A 21430-nucleotide genomic window follows, 5' to 3' on the forward strand; every position below is an offset into this window, starting at 1 on the left:
ATCAAAAATGAAAGATTACGACAGTATTGAACTCGGATTTGTATTTGAGGAGCCCCCCTCTCAGCAGGCACATGAGACTCTATTTAGTATGTTTTATAACCAAGGCGATGGGTCAAAAGGCGAAAAACATCATGAGATTCATTACCGTGATGGTGATCATAGAAGTACAATTGATGCCGACAATGAGGAGGCGGCTGAAATTATGACTACTGCTTCGATGTGTCACGTTTCTTTATCAACTGGCCATTCAAATATTGATCATACGATCGAAGTAGGATTCGATAATTCTGGGATGGGATTGCTGGCTACGTCACCATATCATCACTTATCTCTAACTACATGGATATATTCGCTGGAAGATCCAAAAAAGGAGGCTTTAGATACCGTCAAAAATAGACGAATGAGGTATGTACGCGGCTTAGCAGAGATGGCACAAATATTTGGGCCCCTGTGGGGTTTTGGCCGCCGCGGTGGCCTCGCTGTCGGCGAGGACGAAACCATCGAAGACCTTGCCACGAGGACCAAGCCACCACTGTACGAGTACAACGTCTTCCGCGCCGAAACAGTGGAGGCGATTGGCCGCGAGCAAGTCCTGTCGGCACCGGCCTACTACGTCGAAGAACTCGATTGGGGTGGCGTTTTCATCGCCGTAACCGAGCCCCCAAAACAGTGTGGACATGAAGGCCAGCAGTGTAAGGAAGTCGCCGACCAGCTCGGTCTCTCGCTAGCGAAAACGGAACGCTATCACTGACTGCTCTCGTGTTCGATTCTTTTCGTTTGAGTGGTCCCCTGCCTGACGGATTGTCAAAATCGTCGAGGGTAGCTAAGCACGACAAGTGAAGCGAACAGACCCGTACCCAATGCCGACGTGCCGACCGGCCGGATGAGCGCAAAACTCGATGACATGCCTGGGCCGCGCTGTCAGCAGGTCACCGAACAGTTCGACCGACTCGACAGCGGTGGCAGGGACTACCTCGGCAACACGGACATCGACGACACCACGCTGAAGGCCGCCGATCTCTTCGAGAACACCGGCCCGAAAGGTCGCCAAGCGCTCAACGACCTCGCCGAGACGACCAAGACGCCGCCGACGTGCTGTTACGGATGGACGACGCCGCGACCCAGCGGCGGTTCACCCGGGCCTACGACAGCGACGCGGTCGACAGTGACGAACTGTCGACGGCCGTCAAGCGCTACGACGAACTGGATCCGAACCAAAAGTCGACAGCCGACGAGATGGTGGCGCGTGGCGGTGACGACGGCGTTTCACTCCTTGATGAGCAGGTCTGTAACAGTCCCTGTGACAGTTTCACTGAGGCCTGGCATGAACTCAAACAAACCGACTCAATTAGCTCTTACGACGCAACGACGTTCCATAACAAGCTCTTGGATGCTGTGCGACGAGACTCGATAAGTGACGAGCGAGCAGCGGATCTGCTCGGGGACGCAAAGAAGATCGCCACTGACGAGGGTCGTGATGCCACGAATGTCATCAACAGAGACAATGTATTCTCACGAAAACTCATTCAGCGGTACGCTGACTCTGATTCTACAGGCGTAGACACGCTGCGAAAGATGGACGAACTGGGGGAGGTTGATCTGCTAGACAGTCAAATCGATAGCAAGTATAAGCATGCTGATGACTTCGGTGTAAACGGGAACAAGAACCCGGAGAACAAAGAACGGTTCAAAGAGGCTATCGCTGAGCACGCGTTTGACCCTGATACCGAGGTAATCGAAAGGAAGTACAAGCGACTAGAAGGCGATCAATCAGTCACGCACATTTACAATTCGAGAACCGGTAACAACGTTATCGTGGACGATGGAGAGTTCTTGACTGGATACAAGCTGACTGCTGACCAACGTCAAAATATGGAAAGTACCGGGATTATTGATGGTGAATGACTATGAGCGCTAATGAGAGAGCGGAGAAATATCTGGATCTCATAACTTCCTATACAAATGGCAAAATGGAATCGTCAGAATTTATGCATAGATACTTGACAGAGTTCAAACAGGATTATCACGATGTGCCTGCAGACGAACCATACGAAGTCCTCGAGCCGCTGTTCTTTGCATGTGATAGTTATTGTCCCCATACAGACCCTCAGGAGGTACGGGGCGGTATCGGTGAAGAGCAATTCTTCAAAGAAGCGGCCTATGCGCGGAGAGAACTGGAGGAGTTGCTGGACGAAATGGAGGAAAGCGGGTCCACCGAATAATGGACGAAATGAGCGATGACAACTCGATTACGCTCGAACTGACCCGGAACGGGGCGATTGTAATGCTGGAGTGATTAGAGCGAATTGATAAACCAGATGATAGGGAGAACCTGGAACCGTTCGAAGCGGCTGTGTTGAGAGGCCGTTACCGCTGGTAAAGGATGTCACTGGCAACATGAGCGGGTTGTTGCTCCACATCTGAACAAGGCCGGGAATCCTACTCGTCGGCCTCCTCGTCGTCTTCCTCGGGCTGAATATCCCGAAGCCGACCACCGATCTCCTGCTCGTACTCTTCTAAGAGCTCGTAGAACTCTGCAATCGTCTCCTCAGCAGTCTCACCTTCCGCTGCAATCGTCATTCTGTCTTCGTCCCGTGTTTCGGTTCCTCGTTTCAGCCGGGCCTCCATACTACAGCCGACATCTGTTCGTTTGACCTTCTCAACTGAGTCTGGAGCCGTGTCTTGATCTTCGTCTGTTTCGTTTGACATGGTTCTTTTCAGGACGCTCTCACTGGAACGCCCCTCACCCGACTGGGGCACACAAAACAGTCGTCAATCGCTGCTCTCGAACGCATCCAGACTGGCCTGCTCGCTCGGGACGGATGTTGCAACTGGAGCTGTTCGATCCTCCGTGCTCGCAGCTCTCTGTTGCTCTGGATTAGGGTCGTTGCTGTCCTCAACCGTATTCTCGAAGGCGTCGGTCACCCACTCACGAAGTTCAGAGACTTCCTCGTCGTCTAGCTCGCGAACGCTGCCGCCCAACGCAGAGTACGAGGTCTGCCACGCTCGTTGAAACTCAACGGTCAGCGAGTCGCCCTGAATGATATAGGCGTCCAGATTCAGGAAACAGCAATTCAGTGCTGTCATCCGGGCACACAGCGGGTCCTTGTCCTGCCCGAAAAGTAGCGCGTCTGGCTGCTTTCGACCGGCGACCAATAGCATCCGACCGCTCCCACAAGCCGGATCGAGAACTGTCTGCCGGGCATCGGTATCACCTTCATCTACAACGCCGGCGATTTCAGCGTCATCTCGCAGACGGTGTGTGGGGTGAAGTGCTGGCCGAAGGCATCGCTTGACATGCCATACTCCTCGTAGACAGCGCCCAGAACGTCAGCATCGGTGGCTGCCATTCGCTCTTGCAGCTGGCCGAACGCTTTCGAGAAGAGGTCGACTGACCGTTGCCCGTCGGGATGGTCCATGTTGCCGCGCTCGCGGTAGTCATCCACGATATCCAGATATGGGTCGTCTCGGCGCTGCAGTGCGAACAGCATGAGGTTGACCCAGTCTCGGAAAACGGTGTGGGCGCTGTGTCCTCGCTGGTGGATCTGCTCAAGCGTTTCAACAATCTCGTCGACGTCGATCTGTGGCGAAGCCATACTCTCTCAGCCACCAGAGAGTCACAAAATCTGGCCTGCCGGTTGGCGTCGCTCAGGAGTTCTACTCGTCGGTCTGATCAGTACGGCAAACTACCTACTGTTTTGTCTAAGGGGAAGTTCTCTCAACAACTCGGTGACGACTCTTACTCGACTTGGCTATTTGGGTCAAGTATGTAATAGACCACAGCTATTGTGACAGATATCGACACCGCCTGAATAGGTATCCAATTGCCCAGTAACAGGGAGAATGCAAGGAAAGCAATGCCAGTTAGAATACCTGTCAGAACTGCGAATGCTCCGCGCGAGAGAGTCCGTATCCGCGCATCTACACGACGATAGAGATGCTTCACAGTACCAAGATAATCTCAACTGTTCCATATAAGTCTGGTCGATTTGCACGCTCACTGAATAGTCGTTTCAACCGCGCTCACAAGCAAAGAAACCCTTCTACAGTAGTTACAGTAGGCCGTACAGGTCTTCGACCAAGCGTCGATAGCAGTCTTGACTGGAGTCCGGAACCGGATCGACCTCTTCTCTGTCCTTCGCGATGACACTGGCGAACTGCCTGGGCGGCTTCCAACTGTCGTCTGTTTCCCGGGCATCCAACTCTCTCATAAGCGCGTGTTCACCGTCAGCGGTGACGTACAGTACGCGAAGCCCCGGCTTCTCGCTCAGCGGCCCTCTAAGTAACTTCCCGGTTCGTGTATTGACCAACCACTCAAGCCGGAGCCCTGCCCGGCACTGGATCGCGTACAGCTGCACCTCGTCTTCTTCGGGAGGTTCTGTGCGGCCCTTGTCGGCCCACGATTGGGGCAGCGACCGGTTGTCAGACTCGTCTTTCCAGCGCCATTTTAGCTTTTTCTGACCGCGATTACCACGTCGGTATTTACTGCTCATTATTGTATTCTCTCAGCCACTAGAGAAACACAAAATTCGCTTCTTATTGCCTCTAAGACAACTTTTTTTTGCTGTTTGAGAATTTAATGGTTAGTACGAGGACTCATGATGAAAACAGCCGAGTCCCCCGCCACGACTAGCGAGTGTTCGCCCCCAGACCAGTGGATATCCCGCCAACCCAGTGGGACCCGCGATCTTGATTTCCGGCAGATTCGTGACGACCGGTCAGCGACGTGGAACGCTGCGCTCGATGCCGATGTCGATGTAACGGAGGGCGGTCGTCCGGACCTGTTCCTTGTCTTCGTCGACGACGACTGTCCGGTAAACTGCTCGCTGGCCGAGCATCCCAACGGGACCCACGCTGGCTGGTGCAGCTGCGAGGTCTTCCAGGCGACGACCGTCTGCCCGCATCTCTGTGTTCTTCGCCAGTACGCTGCCCTCGGCGATCTCGGCCTTCCAGAACGAACAAACGATAGTCAGTCGTCGTCTGCTGTGTAAGCACCACTCCGGTGTTCGATTCTGTGGACTTCAAGAACCGAGGCATCGTGTGCGAGTACACACGCAAGACGGTACGTACCAACCCGAAGCTTCCAGAACGGCCCGCCAGTCAGCGGCTCTAGGAAATCCTTTGGCTCCCGCCACGTTGAGTCAACAACCTCATCGAGTTTTGAAACGATTCGGTCCTGAACGTGCGTATCAAGATCACTGAATTGCCCAGTAGCACGCTCAGTGAACTTCCACGTCCACTCCTCGTCACTCGTCATTACCGTCTGGATCCATCATCGCACGGACTTCCTCACGCGAAACCAGTTCAGCATCACCCACGCGGAGATCGTGCTCGCTCGCGGCGATCTGTTTCCACCCACTCCGACTAAATGCGGGATGTTTCACTGCATCCCGAGCGACGTGGCGAAGGAACTCGCTCCGTGAGTTGAACCCCTCTTCTTGCCACGTCGCATCGATATCCTCAAGAAAGGATTTGCTCAATCGGAGGTTTATTTGTACCATCTCTGGACCACCGTTTCCAGTATCGCTATCTGCATCAGACATATACAGATGCTATACGCTGGTGTAGTATAATTCTTCACCTATTGTCGGGAGCATGAGTACTCTGCCGAATAGTGTATCGTCATCAGTCGTTGCTCACCGTGACATCAGTCAGTGGCCGGACATCAACACGTCCAGTCCGGTCGTGGTCAAGACACTGGCACAGTCGCTTCCGAACCGTCGCTCGCGAACACGGTTCGACGCCAACACCCAATCGTGGATCGTCTCGAATCTGAACATACTCCGCGTCGACGTCCAGTTGCGTGTGCTCGACCCGACACCAGATTGTCTTCTCCCCTTCCTGCCCTAGGTCGGTCACATACCGAGCAGCCAGCGCTTCGTGGTGAAGGTCGACGAGAACTCGTTCGACAAACGATACGACCTTCGTTGGCGACCGCAGCGCTGGGACCGACCCAAGAGCAGTCTCGGAGTCGTGCTGTGCCGCCGATTCGGGAGTATCAGTTACAGACATACGTTCTCTCGCAGGACGCGCTTTCTGGCTTGCCCTGCACCCCATCGGGGCACGCAAAACAGGCCGTCGCGATGTCTCAACCAACGATGTGCTCCTCGATCTGCTGGAACCACTGACGGACTGTCGACGGGTTCAGATCCATCGCCTCGCCGATCGTCGCCTGTGTGAGTCGTATATCTGACTCCCGGCTAGCGAGGTCCAGAGCGCCGGCTGCAACGCCATCCGGTCGCCCGTTGACCTCAGCGGACTCGGTTGCCCGCTCTGCCAGTTCGAGTGCCCGCTGGCGAACCTCCGGCGCAACGTCAAGCGGGAGATCCGAGCAAATCCGTGCCACCCAGTCCACCGGGAGCGATACCGGAATCGAGAGTTCGAGTTCCACGAGGAACGTCCGGTAGCAGTTCCATATACGTGAGTCGGAACACCGAGCAACGTCAGCTACTGTATCCATCGTCACGAGCCCGTTGCATCGGCAGGCAGCGTACACAGCGGCCGCTGCACCGCCTTCAATCGACCGGCCGACTAGCAGGTCCTCGTCCTGCGCCTCCCGGAAGAACGTGGATGCCTGCTCTTTCACCGACCGACTTTCAGACAACGCACTCGCGATGCGTCGGACTTCACCGAGCCCGTGAGCAAGGTTCCGGTCGCGCTTGCTGGTGTACTTCGACCGACCGTGGAGCCGCCGCTGGCGAGCAAGCCGTCGACGCCGTCTCGAAGGGATGTCTGCACTATCGACGCTCCCAATGTTCGTCGACAGGCCTCGGTCGTGGCGAGTGGCCGTCCGGGGGGCACCCGTCCGCTTCTGTTCCTCCCGATTGTACGTTCGCCACTCCGGCCCGTGGTCGATCTGGTCTTGTTCGGTCACCCAGCCACAGTTCTCGCAGTGCGTTTCCCGCCCGCTGCTATCGAGCGTGCCGTCGCACTCGGGACAGCCCTGTGCAGCTGCAAACAGCTCTGTCTGGACAGTTTGTGAAGACATTGAGAAGATCCCTCTCACCCGACTGGAGGCTCAGAAAACACGCTGCGGCGCCCGGTCAGGCGTCGGGCAGTTTCCCATCCGGGCGCGGGACTCGCTTGGCTTCGATCTCGATCTCGACCCGGCGACGGTGCTTGCATCGCTCGGCGGTATCGGGACAACTGCATGTCTCCTCAAGCACGTCAACCTCGTACCGGCTCTCTGACGCCGAGTGGACCTCGTAGCGACCGGGCTTTGCGAGAAAGGAGACGTCGATGTCTTCCCGTTTCGCTCGCTTCGTACGCGGTTCATCCTCGGAGGTGACGGCCAATGGGTCCTCCGTGGGGTCTGTGACGCCGCCGTCGTCGAACCGAACCTGCATGACTCCGCCGTCAGCGACCGCTTTTCGAGGTTCGCCGTCGACGTGCATACCGAACTGGTCGTCGAGAGCGTCATCGTCGACCCATTGTGGGATGGGTCGCTCGCCGGTCGCGAAGGCGACTCGCTTCTCGTGCTTGCACTCTTTTCCGGGATTGTACTGCTTCCACGGGCACTCACAACTCTCCGTTCGAGTGTCGACAAGGTACTCTGAACCAGACCCGGAGTTGACCAGGAAGAGGTCGTCGGCGTTTCGTGCCCGACCAACCGAGTCCATCACAGTCATCACTTGGGTCAACGCCGAAACAGTGCGGCTGTTCGGGCTGGCCTCTGCAATCTCACTCTCGTCGATGCTGCCGGCGTCGCTACTGGATTCTGTGGTAGCCATGAATGACAGGCGGCACGCCCTCTCTAGGACGCCCCTCACCCCACAGGGGCGCAGAAAATTCGAGGATTAGAGTCGTTGTGAGGGGGTGAATCTATTCTCGGGCAGGAGTGGGCAGTACGGAGGAGAGAGTTAACACGAGTACGCGAATCTGATGTCTTCTGGTTCAACTAAGATTTGAACGTCTTCCCCGTCGTGCGAACAGAGAAGGTCATCCCCGGCAGGTTCGTATTCGTGTCTTATCTCGTCTCTACCATCTCGTGAGACAACGAGATGGTCAACGCGATTTTCGACACCCTGTGATTCGTCACCGTGCCCCGCTGACAACGAGTACGAGTGATCGAGTAACAGGGAGCCATCTCTCGCGTAGACGGCTACAGAAAGCGAGACCTGTTGATCAGTGTGGTTCCTCGGGATGATTTCGACGGTCGTTCCTTCTCCACTCCGCTCTCCGTCAAGGCCGAGGCAACCAGTTATTGTGAGACTGCACCCAAGAGCGGTGGAGAGGAGGGCACGTCGTTTCACGCACAAAATTCCAGTTGGAATCTGGAAAAGCCTTCTCACCGGTTTGTAGGTACGCACGCTTACTGAGCAGACGTTACAGCCAGCACCACGGCTAAAGAACCTGCCTTCTCACCGTCCAGTTAGAGCTCGGTCGCCTGCATCTGTTCGTGGGCGTCAGGATTGACCACCGGGATGACGCCCTCAATCTCTTCCTTGCCATACTCCTCACGAATCAGATCATGGATATCGTTCGCGAGGGCAACAGCCTCGTCTTGCTTGGAGGAACTCGCCTCGTTTTCGGGGAAGTCAGCTGGCCCGATACCCTCAACAATGATGAACAGGTGGTCGTCACTCATTGTCGACCTCCTCGACGAGTAGCGTTGTTTCGGGCAATGTATCGCGGGAGGTTGACAGGCTCTCCAAAGTCTCCAGCGTTTCCTCGACCAACTCGACCAGTGCCTCCGAGGCATCGCCAAAGTGAACGATGGCGTCGGGGTCGGGATAACTGTCGTATTGCTGTGCAGTCGCCTTGTCTGTCTCGTTCTTACTCATAATCGGTATGTAGAGCGCCCTCAGTGGGACGCCCCTCACCCCACTGGGGCACAGAAATCACCCGATGACGCGCTCTTCGGATGCCGGTTCATCGCGACGGGCCTTGCCTGCCTCTAGAAGCGGGACCGCCGGACCGGCCTGCCGGTCCAAGGTGGAGCGTGTTCCCCGAGCGCTTGCGCTCGGGAACCGTGAGCGTGAGAGAAAGCGAAAGAGAGGCTGGTACGATTCCTCGATTAAGTCGCGATGACGTTCCCGTTTTCGTCGATGGTGTACCTGAGTGGGTACACGTTGCCGTCGATATGCCGGGACTTCTTCGGGAGCGTCTCGTTCAACCACTCTTCACGGTCGGCGTCGGTTTGGATGTCCTCGTTCGGAGAGTGGACGCTGAACAGGTCCATACTGACCCAGCGATTGACCGTCTGCTCGCTGGACGGTGAGTACACCTTCACCTGCTCCTTCTCAGCGTCAACACCGACCACGGCGAGTGCAGACGTGCCCTCAGCCGTTTTCAGTCCATCGCCGATATCCACGGCCTCGGGGTCGATGTCGAGGCTGTCGCATTGCTGTGCAGCCGTCTCGTCTGTCTTGTTCTTACTCATAATCGGTAGGCGGAGCGCCCTCAGTGGGACGCCCCTCACCCCGTTGGGGCACAGAAATTACGCGACGGCTTTCTCATCGGCATCCGATTCATCGCGACGGACTTCGCGTGCCCGCAGTCGAAGGCGAGACTGGACTGGGGTCCGGCTCTCGTGCTGGTTCTCGTAGGCGAGATACTGCTGGATCGTCTCGATAGAGTGCATACAGTTGATGCCGGCGACGATTGGCTGTAGGTGGTCGGCGTCCAGCAACCGCTCTGGGGGGAGTTTGTCGAGAATTGGGTCGCTCATGTGTCTCCCTCCCGGAAGTCATCAAGTGTCGTCCTTCGCTTGTACCGACAGTCCGGGTAGTGAGCTAGAAGCGTCTCGTCGACTGCCTCCCAGAAGCCGACCTTGTGTGGAACGACTGACTGCCAGAACCGGGCGCGTGCCAGTGCTACCCCAACACGCTGGCGTTCCTCACGACGCCACTGCTCGCGCTCGATCATCGCCATGCCGAGGCCCCCTCCGGGCGCTCTGCCATGTACGAGCTGGCAAGCTCCAGCCCAGCATCGAGTGTGCTTCGCGTCCCGACCAGTTTGGTCGCCCGTTCGAGCGTCCAGCCAGTGTCGCTTCGCTTGAGCAGGACTGTGGCCCCGGTGTCGGGAATGTGCCAGCCGATCGTGTCGTTGCCGACAGCGAGAAATTCCCATTCACCGACGGCGGCCTCTTGTGCCGCGCTTTGCTTGTCAATTAACGCATCCGAGCGCGGGCCACCAGCGCCGAAGTCACCCAGTGTGGCTGTTCCTGCTGAGTTCATGCAAGGACCTCCCGGCGGTCCCAGCCAGCAAGTTCAGTTTCGATGGCGTTGATGGTGCTCACAATTCGAGACTCTAGCGTGTCTGCCTGCTCGCTGTCGACGTCTAGAAGCGAGCGAAGTTCGAGTACATCCGGCAGGGCAATGCTGTCCGACTGCTGGGCCACCGCACGGAGGACGACTGCTTCAAGATCGGCGCTCCCGGACTGCGCTTGAACGGTTGTCGCGATGGACTCGACGAACTTCGGAGTGGTTGGCTGAGACGGGGCTTCCGAACGACTGCGGGACATATTCTGAGACATCCTCTCACCCGCTAGAGGAACACAAAATAGGAGCGCGCGGCAGCCATGTATAAAAAAGAGCGGTGAGAGTCAGACCCATTCATGAGTGCCTAGTACATATCCTATGAAGGCGATAGCGGTAGTACCGAGAATAGTTGATATAAACGCAAAGGCTCTCTTACTACGCAAATCAAGGATCCCCAAGCTAGCGAAGAATCCGGTAATGGAGAGCAGTATATACGCCACATCATCTAATTGTGAACTGTCAGAGACGGGTGCTGGAACAATATCTATACATGACAGTTCGGTTAAAAGCTATTTTCATTAGTCTAGAAAATCATTACCTGATATGTCAAACCATACCCGGAGAGACAGGATTTGGAACAAGGCTTTACAAAAAGCCTTAGCGGATGAATCGCTCTCTCTCTCTGAATCAGATTCAGAGAGACGTTTCTGAGCCTGTTAGCAGCCACATTATCCGGGATACGATGAGTTCGATGGTTGATTAAGACTGGCTGTCTAAGCAAGAGTCAGAACCAGTTGTGTGGATATCTGGCTCTCAGATTCCAGATATGAAGAGTAGTGAAAAAGTCGTGAGAAACACACGTCTGCATAGAAGGTAACTGAGGCTACGAGTCTTGTAGAGGGGCAAAAGTACGTTGGTGTGGTTGAGCGGTTTAGCAACAGCGAGAATACCAATGTGAAACTTCCAGAGCATATGGATCGGACGTTTGTGAATTTGGGACCAACGCTCATGTGTAGCACATTGTTGATTTCAGAGCGTTGCCCGGATAGCGTGTTTGAGAGCATCTTTTCCCGTTTTCGATACAGCTCTCGACGTAGTTGGAACACTCTGAGATACTGTGTCAGCTTGTCCTTAGAAATTCCTCGATGGGGCGAGAGCCACCGTCGCGTCAGCGACGCGTGGCTCTCGCAGGTGTTGACGTGTACCTCGTCATCGGCGTATTCGCCATCACCGTGGACGACGTATTCACGGTCGAATGCGTCGTCCGCTTCGAGCGGGTCGTACGCTCGAAAGCCGTCGGTATAGACAGTGAGCGACTCCTGCTGGCGGTCGGCCAGCAGGAGTCGAATCGTCGATTCGTCTGCGGCTTTCGACGGGATCACGTACCGGTCTCCGGTGGCGCGATCAGCGATGATGAAAATGGGTGGCTTATCGCCGTTGTACGTACCACGCCCACGCGTGGACAGGCCACGCGAGCGCGACTCTCGGTCGCGCTCGCGGCCTTTCTTCCCGGCGTTGACGTACGCTTCGTCGATTTCGACGGGTCCGACAAGACTGAGAGAAGGCGCATCGAGCGCTTCGCCAGAGCGCTCGATGCGCCGGTGCATCGTTTTGTGTGTCACCTCGATTTCGCACCGTAGTTGGCGGAGACTCGTGTTAAACCAGAGGAACGCGTAAATTGAGAACAGCCACCGTCGGAGCGCAATCTTCGAGTGAGCGAAGATTGTGCCAGTCTTGTCGTTGAACGTGCGGTCGCAATTCTTACAGAAATACCGTTGAAACTCTCTGTAGCTGCCGTTTCTGACCGTGCGGTCAGAACGGCAGCGAGGACAGGTAACACCGTCACGCCAGCGAACCTGCTCTAACAGGTCCGCTGCGACCGATTCCGAGCCAAACACATCTAGCGGAATCATTCGTGTCGGGCACCGCTGACGCGGTGCCCTTGTCCTCTTCGACTCCACAGCTCCCGCTCAGCAGTATCAACAATCTCCTACGCAAGAGCGAGTATGTGTTCATCACAGCATGTCCGATGATTCCTTGAGCTATTTTCCGACTTCGCTGTTAGAACCGTCTTGTATCCAAAGACAGCACAAATAAGAGATTACGGTAAGTGCGCTCACGCAACTTGCTGCCAAGATGGATTCGCTTCGAGTTTTTGAATAGCGGATTGGAGCTCCAACTGAATCGCTCCATAAAATCGTTCTCGGCCAACAGGAGTCTGGATGCAGATAATCGCAGTTTCACTTGTAACCTCGAAAGCCGACAATCGCCACTGCTCATGCTGATGAGCCCATCTGCTGAGAACCCCCGTTTTCTCATCCTGAACAGTGGATTTGCCTAGCTCCCAACTCTGTCGGGTGAGATGAGACAGATTAAATGGCACCACATCAGGTAACGTGGCGGAACCCCCACTTTCACCTTGGTTGTTATGAACTGCCATATCACGATGTTTAGAATCGGTCATCAAAAATGTGTCTATCTAGGTGACTGGAACATACCGCAACTCGGGGCGGTTATACCGGCCGTCAGGAAGTTAGATAGTTTTGTAGAGTTGAACTTTAGCGTTGAATGTGCGAGTGTATCCCCGGTGATCAAAATGACAAATTCAACTTGTTTATCTAACGTCGTGCAAGATACACAGCGCGAATCGGTCATCGATCTAATCGGTTCGGATGGCACGGCTGACACTCTCGGTGCAGGTCCACGGTTAATGCCGCAGCTATCCTATGACTCGAGAGGTTCACATATCGAGAGAGACGGAGCAGACAAACGAAAGGATAGTACGGGGACTGTATGAATCGTCTGCCAGCGGTGACACCGAGAGTATCCGGTCCATCATGTCCTCCGATATTGAGTTACATATGCCCAGTGGATTCGCCGATGACGGACGTTCTACGGGATCAATGAGACGCTGGGCCGACCCACCCCACGCGATGTCGAACGAGGCGACACGGGTCGGACGCCGCTCCCATTTCTCTCACTCAGGACCGGGCGGGCCACGTCGTCCATTTTCGTCGGTATGAACCGTTAGCGGGCTTATTTCTACGGAGCGGCAAGCCACAAAATGCGCCAATCTTGGGGGGATGGGACGTCACATGCTCCAGTCCCCGTTTTCCCTGGCGCTGTGAGTTCCTCGACGCACTCCACCCAGTGACCGAACTCCGTCGCACCGCTGCCCGAGCTGCGGAAGCGACCGGTGACGACGACTTCGAGAAAGTGAGTACTCACGACCTTCGCCGTCGATTCGCCCAGCGGCTGCTCGTCGACGAGCAAATGAACCCACGTGTTGTGATGGCCGTCGGCGGGTGGGATAGTTTCGCCGCAATTGAACCGTACCTGAACGCGCCCAGCGAGAACGTTATCGACGACGCCTTCGGTGCTGTCGAAATCTGAGACCGACCAAGCATCAGTTGAGCGTGACACTATTGCGCAATGGTGTGCGCGTCTCTTTTGTCTCGTTGCGTCTCAAAATCGTCAGACGATACAATTCCTTCTCACTTAATCAGACAAGTAGTCAACATTTTCTGGATATGGGTACTCCGATTCCAAGTGCTTGAGAATCTTCTTTGGATACGGGGTGTAAGATGGTTCTGTAGAAACTCCTTGAGGCCAGCACTCTTCAAATACTGATTTAATATCAAATATATTAGCAACCCTTGCACAAGGATTGCCATATGATTGCCCGATAGTAGGGCGCTTCGCCCCGAACGATTCAAACCACTCTTGCAGTCTCTCAGCACCTTCCTCACAGTCAACAGGGATACCCCATCCACTACCAGCAGTAAAGTACCCACCTGACTCTAGGTATCCTCGTACAAACGGCGCACGAAGACTGGTATCCAACGCTGGAATTTCAGTCTCTTGCTCCTCTGGGTCTGGATATCCAGCAGAGAGGAGATTATTAATAAATGTGCGATTTGAAATGATTGTCTCGACTCTCTCTTGTTCCTGATCGGGTGCAGGGCTGAGGCGTCGAATTGAGTATTTGCTTTCAATAGCTTTGGAGAACCCTCTAACGAAGTGTTCCTTGCTTACGGGCCGAGACACATGGAAGGTAACCTGTCCCTCACCACGCTGGATTGATGAGTATGCAATAAGCGTTCCCAGCCAGTACGCTTTGTCCGATGAGTCTAATTTACTGAAATACTGTTCGTTGATCTCGGTTATGGCGTGTTTCCCCTCACCCCGTTCATATACCTCTAACCCCGCTTCGCGCTTAGCCTCATTCCATGTGCCAAAGGCACTCTCTATAACATACCCGGACACTTCGAGGTCTAGCGAATTGAATTGGCGTAGCGACGGTGACCGCCCTAGATCTTCTTTCGCATTTTTTAATAGTGTAATCATTTTCTCCTTCTGCTCGGCAGGTGTCTCTTCCGAAACTTCTTCAGGATTATCAGGGAGCGTCTCAGACAGCATATTGTCGATTGATCTGGTATGGTCATCAGACATATATATAATACAAATAATTTAACCATACAAAGTTAATGTGAAGTCGCCAGCCGAGAAGCCCGCCGCAAGTGGCGCTGTCGACGACTCATTATTGAGCCGCTTAGTTGCTTATAAATACGGAAAGCCCACTCGGGAGAGACGATTCTCCTGAGTGGGCTGAAAGGTATGAATGGTGGCGGCGAACCAGATTTCCCAGAGGCTCGCGCACTCCAGTACTCCCCGGAACGCTGGTGGGCTTATCTTCCGTGTTCGGGATGGGTACGGGAGGCAACCCCACCGCTGTGGCCGCCTAACGTCGAGTCGCGGAATCGAACCGCGATAGTACCAGTCTCGATCGATCTCCACCGTGTGATTACGTGCGATCCAGTTTGCGCCTGGACTCGTTCAGCGACGAGATAATTCGTCGGTGAATGAGTCACAGTGCGTATGAATGATGGCTTTGGTCTATTAGTGCTCGTGGGCTTAACGTCTCGTTACCTCGACGCGCACACCCCGAGTCTATCGACCGCGTCTTATACGCGGGACCTCAGCGGTGTCTCTTTTCCAAGTGGGTTTCGAGCTTAGATGCGTTCAGCTCTTACCCCGTGTGGCGTGGCTACCCGGCACGTGCTCTCTCGAACAACCGGTACACCAGTGGCCACCAACCGTAGTTCCTCTCGTACTATACGGTCGTTCTTGTCAGACACCATAACACACCCAGTAGATAGCAGCCGACCTGTCTCACGACGGTCTAAACCCAGCTCACGACCTCCTTTAATAGGCGAACAACCTCACCCTTGCCCGCTTCTGCACGGGCAGGATGGAGGGAACCGACATCGAGGTAGCAAGCCACTCGGTCGATATGTGCTCTTGCGAGTGACGACTCTGTTATCCCTAGGGTAGCTTTTCTGTCATCAATTGCCCGCATCAAGCAGGCTAATTGGTTCGCTAGACCACGCTTTCGCGTCAGCGTTCCTCGTTGGGAAGAACACTGTCAAGCTATCTTTTGCTCTTGCACTCTTCGCCGGGTCTCTGTCCCGGCTGAGATAGCCATAGGGCGCGCTCGATATCTTTTCGAGCGCGTACCGCCCCAGTCAAACTGCCCGGCTATCGGTGTCCTCCTCCCGGAGTGAGAGTCGCAGTCACCGACGGGTAGTATTTCACTGTTGACTCGGTGGCCCGCTAGCGCGGGTACCTGTGTAATGTCTCCTACCTATGCTGCACATCGGCGACCACGTCTCAGCGACAGCCTGCAGTAAAGCTCCATAGGGTCTTCGCTTCCCCCTGGGTGTCTCCAGACTCCGCACTGGAATGTACAGTTCACCGGGCCCAACGTTGGGACAGTGAAGCTCTGGTTAATCCATTCATGCAAGCCGCTACTGATGCGGCAAGGTACTACGCTACCTTAAGAGGGTCATAGTTACCCCCGCCGTTGACAGGTCCTTCGTCCTCTTGTACGAGGTGTTCAGATACCTGCACTGGGCAGGATTCAGTGACCGTACGAGTCCTTGCGGATTTGCGGTCACCTATGTTGTTACTAGACAGTCCGAGCTTCCGAGTCACTGCGACCTGCTCCGTTCCGGAGCAGGCATCCCTTCTTCCGAAGGTACGGGACTAACTTGCCGAATTCCCTAACGTTGGTTGCTCCCGACAGGCCTTGGCTTTCGCCGCCATGGACACCTGTGTCGGTTCTCGGTACGGACACTATGCTCGTCTTTTCATGGGCCCCAGGTTGAATCACGTTTCCCTATACCGCCGTTCGTCCGCTTCGTGCCATTACGGCTTCCACGGAGTTGGACGGTTCGACCGGGCGAGTGCCCGGCGTGATCGACCCCAGGGCGTCAACTTTCACTGCATAGTGGCACGGGAATATTAACCCGTTTCCCATTTCGTCTCAGTCGAGTTGCGGTGAGACTTAGGACCGGCTAACCCTCAGCTGATCAGCAGTGCTGAGGAACCCTTATCCATTAGGCCGTCGGGGTTCTCACCCGACTATCGCTGCTACTATGGCCAGGATTTTCGTCACTAATCGGTCCACAGGAGCTCTCGCCCCCGCTTCCATCCAATTAGAGCGCCAATCTACTCGATTACCAGTATGAGTGGTACGGACAGGTCTCGGTGGTGGATTTGAGTCCCGATCATTTTGGGCGCCTCAAACCTCGGCCGGTAAGCTGTTACGCTTTTCTTAGAGGGTAGCTGCTTCTAAGCTCACCTCCCGGCTGTCTAGGGCTCGAGACCACCTTCAGAGGATTACACTTAATCCACACTTGGGGACCTTAACCTATCTCTGGGTTGTTCCCCTCCTGGTACACAGGCTTACCCCGCGCACCGGAATCCCCGCGTCAAACGGCGTCTGTAGGTTTGGAGTTTGACAGGTGTGCCGACTCCTCTCGGAGGCGGACACACCAATCGGTCGCTCTACCCCACAGACTACCTCGGCGGAGGTCATGCTTCGACATGTTTCGATTGGAACCAGCTGTTGCCGGACTCGATGGGCCTTTCACCCCTACACATAGATCACGAGAGGGTATTGTAGGACACCAACTCTAACAGACTTCCACGTGCCTTTCGGCACGCTTCATCTTGTCCATGCGTAGATCGTCCGGATTCGGGTCGTGTCCGTGTGGCTCCCCGCCCTTGAAGACGGCGGCCCTCGGGCAAAGCCCTGCGGCCATGTCGGTTTCCCTGTGCCTCCCCGGATGCTCCGGTTAGACTTGCCATACAGACACACTCCCTGGCTCGTTTTTCAAAACGTACGACAGAACATCGGCTTCCCGTGAGTCTTACTGGAGACTCGCGTCTCGGTCATTCGTCATGGGACCTTGTATGCCCTGTCGCTCGATCGCCAACTGATTTCATGCTCTATTTCGCCTCCCTTCTGAGGGTACTTTGCAGCGTTCGTTCACACTACTTGTTCACTATCGGTCTCAGGTTGTGTTTAGCCTTCGCAGTCGATGCCTGCGTTATTCGCGAGGGATATCCAACCCCCGCTACTCTGGCACTACCGCACAGCGTACTGGTCTCGAGTACGGGGTTGTCACCCTGTATCACGCTCTGTTCCAAGAGACTTCGTCGAGACGGTCGGCTGATGAGAGGTAGCCCTGACACCACATTGCCCGTGAGGGCTTCGGTTTGGGCTGTATCGCGTTCACTCGCGGTTACTGACGACATCACATTGCGTTTTCTGTTCCTCCCGATACTGAGATGTTTCAGTTCTCGGGGTTCCTCATTGCGCGAAGCAATTGTTAGAGAGATTCTCATTCGGAAATCCATGGTTCTTCGCCTCCGTGCGGCTCCCCATGGCTTATCGCAGCTTGGCACGTCCTTCATCAGCGCCTGAGCCGAGCAATCCACCAGCTGGCATAGTAGCCAACGTCGTTGTGACTCGTTCAACTGAACGAGTCCAGTGGACGCCTGGATCGCACGTACACACGGTTTCATACTCGCCCCCAAGGTGGAGATGGTGGGCGAATCGACCCTTCCCAGGCTCGGTTTTACCCGGCCTGGTGCATCTGTTGCCGTACCACATTCGAACGCCATCCCACACTTAAGGGGACGGATTCGTCCGCGATACGAAGTACGGACCCGTCGGGAGTTGCACCCGACATCCCGGTGAGGGGACATCCGCCTCGGATAGGTCTTGTGAGCCCAGCGGGCCCATGCAGTAGTCGGCGCTTGCCGACTCGCGGTGACTTGTGGTCACCAGTCAATGTAGGTGGGTCAGGCCAGAGGCCTGATCCCGGTCAGTAGGAGGTGATCCAGCCGCAGATTCCTCTACGGCTACCTTGTTACGACTTAAGCCCCCTTGCGGAGCCCAGATTCGACCGTCGCATGACGGCCTCATCCGGACCCCACTCGGGTGCTTTGACGGGCGGTGTGTGCAAGGAGCAGGGACGTATTCACCGCGCGCTTCTGACACGCGATTACTACCGAATCCAGCTTCATGCGGGCGGGTTTCAGCCCGCAATCCGAACTACGACTCCGTTTGGAGATTAGCTTCGCCTCTCGGCGTTGCATCCCACTGTCAGAGCCATTGTAGCCCGCGTGTTGCCCGGTCCATTCGGGGCATACTGACCTACCGTTGCCCATTCCTTCCTCCATTTTAGCAATGGCAGTCCTCCTAGTGTACCCAACCACCGCAGGGGTGTTGCTGGCAACTAGAAGTGTGGGTCTCGCTCGTTGCCTGACTTAACAGGACGCCTCACGGTACGAGCTGACGGCGGCCATGCACCTCCTCTCAGTAGCGTCGAGTAAAGTCGTCAACCTGACTGTCATTACTACTGTCGGGACCGGTGAGATGTCCGGCGTTGAGTCCAATTAAACCGCAGGCTCCTCCGGTTGTGGTGCTCCCCCGCCAATTCCTTTAAGTTTCATCCTTGCGGACGTACTTCCCAGGCGGCTCGCTTATCGTCTTCACTACGGCACATCACGTGCTCATGGCGCGTGACATACCTAGCGAGCATTGTTTACAGCCAGGACTACCCGGGTATCTAATCCGGTTCGAGACCCTGGCTTTCGTCCCTCACTGTCGGGTCCGGTCTCTCAACGTGGTTTCCCCATTGGTGGTCCGTCCAGGATTACAGGATTTCACTCCTACCCCGGACGTACCCGTTGAGTCTCTCGGCCCCAAGCTGTGTAGTTTCCACCGGACGCCGACCAGTTGAGCTGGTCGATTTCCCAATGGACTTACACAGCAAGCTACGGACGCTTTAGGCCCAATAATATCGGCCATCACTTGGACTGCCGGTATTACCGCGGCGGCTGGCACCGGTCTTGCCCAGTCCTTGTTCCTGTACCACCTTACGGTACAGAAAAGCGAGGGCTATATGCCCTCACACTCGGAGTCCCCCTATCGCACTGTCGTGCAGTGTAAAGGTTTCGCGCCTGCTGCGCCCCGTAGGGCCCGGTATCTTGTCTCAGATACCGTCTCCAGGCTCTTGCTCTCACAACCTGTACCGATTATCGGCATGGTGGGCCGTTACCCCACCATCTACCTAATCGGCCGCAGCCACATCCTACAGCGCCGGAACGTTTCCAACTCTCAGCACTCCAGCATGAGAGTTGTATCCGCTATTGGCCTCAGTTTCCCGAGGTTATTGCGGTCTGTAGGGTAGTTTGGCCACGTGTTACTGAGCTATATGCTACGAGTCTAAACTCGTGCAACTAGCATGGCTAAATCGGACTCCGATAGCAATGGCCTCCGGCAGGATCAACCGGAATGTGCTGATATACATCAGCGGCGGAAGTGGTTGCACTCCGTCGGAAGCAAACACATTGGTTCCTACGCCAATGTTGACTACTGCATGGGTCCGTGGGCTCACATCAGATTCCATCTTAACGGCGGACCGCAGGGGTGGAATCCTCATACACGAACACGAAGCCTCGGTGGCCTCGCGTTCTAAGCGAGTGACCCAACCCACCGTGTAGGTGGCGTTGGGGTGTCGTTCCGAGAACGCTGCCCGGCGCGACCTTCGCATTACATCCGATGAGAGGGGAGTATATAAATCAACGGTCTCGAAGGCGTCCTGTGCAGACCACACACGGCACACACGAGACCGATAGACTCGGTCGTCAGGTGGACGATTTGCGTAGACGGCCCAACGCACGGCGAGGGCTGTCAACACTGCCCGACACAACATATTGAAAAATCCGCTTCAAGCCCTCTGTCTAGCAGTTCAAAAGTCAGTTAGTCAATCGTCGTTTTGGACAGGGCAGAGCTATTTTCGATCCCAAAAGCGTCAGTCAGTTTCGCAGCCATTGCCTGTCGTCGGCGGCGGCGTCGATCAGTTTTAGAGAGGTATTGTTCCCAGACGACGGTCCCGGATTGGGCGCCTTGTTCGTCAGCGATTTCGTCCATTTCTGCGCGGATATCGACCATGGCGCTGGAATACGTCGAGTACCAGAACCGTCGTGCCGTTCGAGGCGTCGCCAGTTGGCCGTCGACGGACACATCAGCGCGGTCAGCGAGTCGTTTGGATCGGTTGGTAATCGTGTCGGAATGAACGTGTTTGTTTGAGTTGGCCGGCGAAGGGAATAGATACCCCTGCCAGTCGTCCGCCTCGGCCAGCTGGTCGATACGGTCGGTAACTGTGTGCACACCGTAGTGAATAGCGACAGTGCCCGGTCCATTCTTCCGCTCTTCGAAGACGATATGTGGGTCATCTCCTTCGAGAACAAATTGTGAAACGTGCAACTGGGCAACTTCGGATGGACGTAGACCCCACCCTGGGAGTGAAGTGACAAGGAGCGTTTCAGCTGGCGTGTCCGCGGCCGCAAGGAGGTGCTGGACATCGGCCGTCTGCAGCGATTGGTTATCGGCGTCTGGGCGTTCCCAGCCGTATTCGGATTCAACGCCGTCGAGTAGGTTGAAGGCGAGGTAGCCTTCGTCTGTCAGCCAGCTGTAGACCGGTCGAACATCCGCAACGAACGTGAGGCGTGATTGATCGCTCCCAAGGGTGTCAGCGATGTCGTCAAGTACCTCACGGGCTCGGCGTCGTTCAGCTGCTTTCTTGTCGATATCGTCCGCGTGTGCGAGGAGTGCATCCGTACCGTGGTGGTTTCGATAGGTTTCCACCCACGTTCGGAACCGAAAGCGCGGGACGCAAGCGTTGATTCAGCCAGCAGTTCATGCTCTTCCCGGCGGGTGAAATACGCGTCGACGGCTGTTTCTGTAGCCTCGTGTTCGATATCGAAGCGGCGCTGCGGTGATTCTGACCCCCGGATATCGATTTGTAACGCATCACCACTGACATTGTCGTGGATGAACTCGGTGAATGTTTGGCCGTGATGCTCTCGGA

The 21430-nt window shown here is 55.5% G+C and carries 22 protein-coding genes, 3 rRNA genes and 3 pseudogenes; 5 read left to right on the forward strand and 23 right to left on the reverse strand.

Annotated features, from left to right (window positions below; translation table 11 throughout):
* The first annotated feature begins 7 nt into the window (after positions 1–7).
* The 3 genes from AV059_RS22760 to AV059_RS03920 all read left to right on the forward strand — a co-directional run bounded on the left by AV059_RS22760 (position 8) and on the right by AV059_RS03920 (position 2222).
* Positions 8–751: a hypothetical protein gene (locus tag AV059_RS22760; protein ID WP_228841740.1), complete on the forward strand. Its 744-nt coding sequence runs from the start codon at positions 8–10 to the stop codon at positions 749–751.
* Between the two features lie 353 nt (positions 752–1104).
* Complete coding sequence (locus AV059_RS03915; RefSeq protein WP_058992499.1) at positions 1105–1905, forward strand: colicin D domain-containing protein; 801 nt, start codon at positions 1105–1107, stop codon at positions 1903–1905.
* Positions 1906–1907: 2 nt separating this feature from the next.
* Complete coding sequence (locus tag AV059_RS03920; protein ID WP_195156619.1) at positions 1908–2222, forward strand: colicin immunity domain-containing protein; 315 nt, start codon at positions 1908–1910, stop codon at positions 2220–2222.
* Positions 2223–2439: 217 nt separating this feature from the next.
* On the opposite strand, the gene AV059_RS03925 is transcribed toward AV059_RS03920, so the two are convergent.
* The 3 genes and pseudogenes from AV059_RS03925 to AV059_RS03935 all read right to left on the reverse strand — a co-directional run bounded on the left by AV059_RS03925 (position 2440) and on the right by AV059_RS03935 (position 4493).
* Entirely contained in the window at positions 2440–2709 is a 270-nt protein-coding gene (locus AV059_RS03925) for a hypothetical protein (RefSeq protein WP_058992503.1), read from the reverse strand.
* Between the two features lie 63 nt (positions 2710–2772).
* Positions 2773–3596, reverse strand: a pseudogene (locus tag AV059_RS03930) (N-6 DNA methylase).
* Between the two features lie 456 nt (positions 3597–4052).
* Positions 4053–4493, reverse strand: a complete 441-nt coding sequence (locus AV059_RS03935; RefSeq protein WP_058992504.1) for a hypothetical protein — start codon at positions 4491–4493, stop codon at positions 4053–4055.
* A 108-nt stretch (positions 4494–4601) separates the two neighbouring features.
* Here AV059_RS03935 and AV059_RS03940 point away from each other — a divergent pair, with 108 nt between their 5' ends.
* Complete coding sequence (locus tag AV059_RS03940; RefSeq protein WP_058992551.1) at positions 4602–4991, forward strand: hypothetical protein; 390 nt, start codon at positions 4602–4604, stop codon at positions 4989–4991.
* Here AV059_RS03940 and AV059_RS03945 read toward each other — a convergent pair.
* The 15 genes and pseudogenes from AV059_RS03945 to AV059_RS21455 form a co-directional block, all read right to left on the reverse strand.
* Positions 4970–5257, reverse strand: coding sequence for a type II toxin-antitoxin system RelE/ParE family toxin (locus tag AV059_RS03945; protein ID WP_005532770.1), 288 nt, complete (start codon positions 5255–5257; stop codon positions 4970–4972). The two genes, AV059_RS03940 and AV059_RS03945, sit on opposite strands and share 22 nt — an antisense overlap.
* The gene (locus AV059_RS03950; RefSeq protein ID WP_058992507.1) at positions 5247–5543 is read right to left on the reverse strand and encodes a ribbon-helix-helix domain-containing protein; all 297 of its coding nucleotides are present in this window, start codon (positions 5541–5543) and stop codon (positions 5247–5249) included. Before AV059_RS03950 ends, AV059_RS03945 begins: the two co-directional genes overlap by 11 nt.
* 82 nt (positions 5544–5625) lie before the next feature.
* Positions 5626–6012, reverse strand: coding sequence for a hypothetical protein (locus tag AV059_RS03955; protein WP_058992509.1), 387 nt, complete (start codon positions 6010–6012; stop codon positions 5626–5628).
* Between the two features lie 76 nt (positions 6013–6088).
* A complete protein-coding gene (locus AV059_RS03960) occupies positions 6089–6988 on the reverse strand; it encodes a transcription initiation factor IIB family protein (protein ID WP_058992510.1) in 900 nt (299 codons plus the stop codon).
* Between the two features lie 55 nt (positions 6989–7043).
* Complete coding sequence (locus AV059_RS03965; protein ID WP_058992512.1) at positions 7044–7730, reverse strand: SWIM zinc finger family protein; 687 nt, start codon at positions 7728–7730, stop codon at positions 7044–7046.
* Between the two features lie 129 nt (positions 7731–7859).
* Positions 7860–8252 (reverse strand): hypothetical protein, encoded by a 393-nt coding sequence (locus AV059_RS21885; protein ID WP_154020996.1) that lies wholly within the window; start codon positions 8250–8252, stop codon positions 7860–7862.
* Between the two features lie 119 nt (positions 8253–8371).
* Complete coding sequence (locus tag AV059_RS03970; protein WP_058992514.1) at positions 8372–8587, reverse strand: hypothetical protein; 216 nt, start codon at positions 8585–8587, stop codon at positions 8372–8374.
* Complete coding sequence (locus AV059_RS03975) at positions 8580–8783, reverse strand: hypothetical protein (RefSeq protein WP_058992517.1); 204 nt, start codon at positions 8781–8783, stop codon at positions 8580–8582. The genes AV059_RS03970 and AV059_RS03975 overlap by 8 nt, the downstream gene beginning before the upstream one ends.
* A gap of 233 nt (positions 8784–9016) precedes the next feature.
* Complete coding sequence (locus AV059_RS03980) at positions 9017–9382, reverse strand: hypothetical protein (protein ID WP_058992519.1); 366 nt, start codon at positions 9380–9382, stop codon at positions 9017–9019.
* 57 nt (positions 9383–9439) lie between these two features.
* On the reverse strand, positions 9440–9670 hold the full coding sequence (locus tag AV059_RS03985; protein WP_058992520.1) for a hypothetical protein: 231 nt from the start codon (positions 9668–9670) through the stop codon (positions 9440–9442).
* The gene (locus AV059_RS03990; protein ID WP_058992522.1) at positions 9667–9873 is read right to left on the reverse strand and encodes a hypothetical protein; all 207 of its coding nucleotides are present in this window, start codon (positions 9871–9873) and stop codon (positions 9667–9669) included. The genes AV059_RS03985 and AV059_RS03990 overlap by 4 nt, the downstream gene beginning before the upstream one ends.
* Complete coding sequence (locus AV059_RS03995) at positions 9864–10178, reverse strand: hypothetical protein (protein ID WP_058992524.1); 315 nt, start codon at positions 10176–10178, stop codon at positions 9864–9866. Before AV059_RS03995 ends, AV059_RS03990 begins: the two co-directional genes overlap by 10 nt.
* On the reverse strand, positions 10175–10465 hold the full coding sequence (locus AV059_RS04000; RefSeq protein WP_058992552.1) for a hypothetical protein: 291 nt from the start codon (positions 10463–10465) through the stop codon (positions 10175–10177). The genes AV059_RS03995 and AV059_RS04000 overlap by 4 nt, the downstream gene beginning before the upstream one ends.
* A gap of 766 nt (positions 10466–11231) precedes the next feature.
* Positions 11232–12115: pseudogene (locus tag AV059_RS04005) on the reverse strand (IS1595 family transposase).
* A 203-nt stretch (positions 12116–12318) separates the two neighbouring features.
* Entirely contained in the window at positions 12319–12642 is a 324-nt protein-coding gene (locus AV059_RS21455) for a hypothetical protein (RefSeq protein WP_079990719.1), read from the reverse strand.
* A 719-nt stretch (positions 12643–13361) separates the two neighbouring features.
* On the opposite strand from AV059_RS21455, the pseudogene AV059_RS04010 reads away from it, so the two are divergent.
* A pseudogene (locus tag AV059_RS04010) lies at positions 13362–13595 on the forward strand (tyrosine-type recombinase/integrase); the annotation flags it as partial.
* A 105-nt stretch (positions 13596–13700) separates the two neighbouring features.
* Here the strand turns inward: AV059_RS04010 and AV059_RS04015 are convergent.
* The 5 genes from AV059_RS04015 to AV059_RS04035 all read right to left on the reverse strand — a co-directional run bounded on the left by AV059_RS04015 (position 13701) and on the right by AV059_RS04035 (position 21207).
* Positions 13701–14654 (reverse strand): homing endonuclease associated repeat-containing protein, encoded by a 954-nt coding sequence (locus AV059_RS04015; protein ID WP_058992525.1) that lies wholly within the window; start codon positions 14652–14654, stop codon positions 13701–13703.
* A 170-nt stretch (positions 14655–14824) separates the two neighbouring features.
* Positions 14825–14947, reverse strand: a 5S ribosomal RNA gene (gene rrf, locus AV059_RS04020).
* Positions 14948–15081: 134 nt separating this feature from the next.
* Positions 15082–18012, reverse strand: a 23S ribosomal RNA gene (locus tag AV059_RS04025).
* Positions 18013–18381: 369 nt separating this feature from the next.
* Positions 18382–19853: ribosomal RNA gene (locus tag AV059_RS04030) — 16S ribosomal RNA — on the reverse strand.
* The 16S, 23S and 5S rRNA genes sit together here, the layout of an rRNA operon.
* Positions 19854–20319: 466 nt before the next feature.
* Positions 20320–21207 (reverse strand): site-specific integrase, encoded by an 888-nt coding sequence (locus tag AV059_RS04035; RefSeq protein WP_058992314.1) that lies wholly within the window; start codon positions 21205–21207, stop codon positions 20320–20322.
* Positions 21208–21430 lie beyond the last annotated feature (223 nt).

Origin of the sequence: Haloarcula sp. CBA1127, from assembly GCF_001485575.1 — an archaeon.
In the GTDB taxonomy this organism is placed as follows: domain Archaea; phylum Halobacteriota; class Halobacteria; order Halobacteriales; family Haloarculaceae; genus Haloarcula.

Bases quoted from the DNA above. Each gene is read 5' to 3' on its own strand.
- AV059_RS04000 (WP_058992552.1), bottom strand. From the start codon at position 10,465: ATGTCCCGCAGTCGTTCGGAAGCCCCGTCTCAGCCAACCACTCCGAAG.
- AV059_RS03985 (WP_058992520.1), bottom strand. From the start codon at position 9,670: ATGAGCGACCCAATTCTCGACAAACTCCCCCCAGAGCGGTTGCTGGAC.
- AV059_RS03990 (WP_058992522.1), bottom strand. From the start codon at position 9,873: ATGGCGATGATCGAGCGCGAGCAGTGGCGTCGTGAGGAACGCCAGCGT.
- AV059_RS04015 (WP_058992525.1), bottom strand. From the start codon at position 14,654: ATGTCTGATGACCATACCAGATCAATCGACAATATGCTGTCTGAGACG.
- AV059_RS03980 (WP_058992519.1), bottom strand. From the start codon at position 9,382: ATGAGTAAGAACAAGACAGACGAGACGGCTGCACAGCAATGCGACAGC.
- AV059_RS03945 (WP_005532770.1), bottom strand. From the start codon at position 5,257: ATGACGAGTGACGAGGAGTGGACGTGGAAGTTCACTGAGCGTGCTACT.
- AV059_RS03925 (WP_058992503.1), bottom strand. From the start codon at position 2,709: ATGTCAAACGAAACAGACGAAGATCAAGACACGGCTCCAGACTCAGTT.
- AV059_RS22760 (WP_228841740.1), top strand. From the start codon at position 8: ATGAAAGATTACGACAGTATTGAACTCGGATTTGTATTTGAGGAGCCC.
- AV059_RS03960 (WP_058992510.1), bottom strand. From the start codon at position 6,988: ATGTCTTCACAAACTGTCCAGACAGAGCTGTTTGCAGCTGCACAGGGC.
- AV059_RS03940 (WP_058992551.1), top strand. From the start codon at position 4,602: ATGAAAACAGCCGAGTCCCCCGCCACGACTAGCGAGTGTTCGCCCCCA.
- AV059_RS03995 (WP_058992524.1), bottom strand. From the start codon at position 10,178: ATGAACTCAGCAGGAACAGCCACACTGGGTGACTTCGGCGCTGGTGGC.
- AV059_RS03915 (WP_058992499.1), top strand. From the start codon at position 1,105: ATGGACGACGCCGCGACCCAGCGGCGGTTCACCCGGGCCTACGACAGC.
- AV059_RS03935 (WP_058992504.1), bottom strand. From the start codon at position 4,493: ATGAGCAGTAAATACCGACGTGGTAATCGCGGTCAGAAAAAGCTAAAA.
- AV059_RS21455 (WP_079990719.1), bottom strand. From the start codon at position 12,642: ATGGCAGTTCATAACAACCAAGGTGAAAGTGGGGGTTCCGCCACGTTA.
- AV059_RS03970 (WP_058992514.1), bottom strand. From the start codon at position 8,587: ATGAGTGACGACCACCTGTTCATCATTGTTGAGGGTATCGGGCCAGCT.
- AV059_RS03950 (WP_058992507.1), bottom strand. From the start codon at position 5,543: ATGTCTGATGCAGATAGCGATACTGGAAACGGTGGTCCAGAGATGGTA.
- AV059_RS03975 (WP_058992517.1), bottom strand. From the start codon at position 8,783: ATGAGTAAGAACGAGACAGACAAGGCGACTGCACAGCAATACGACAGT.
- AV059_RS03920 (WP_195156619.1), top strand. From the start codon at position 1,908: ATGAGCGCTAATGAGAGAGCGGAGAAATATCTGGATCTCATAACTTCC.
- AV059_RS03955 (WP_058992509.1), bottom strand. From the start codon at position 6,012: ATGTCTGTAACTGATACTCCCGAATCGGCGGCACAGCACGACTCCGAG.
- AV059_RS03965 (WP_058992512.1), bottom strand. From the start codon at position 7,730: ATGGCTACCACAGAATCCAGTAGCGACGCCGGCAGCATCGACGAGAGT.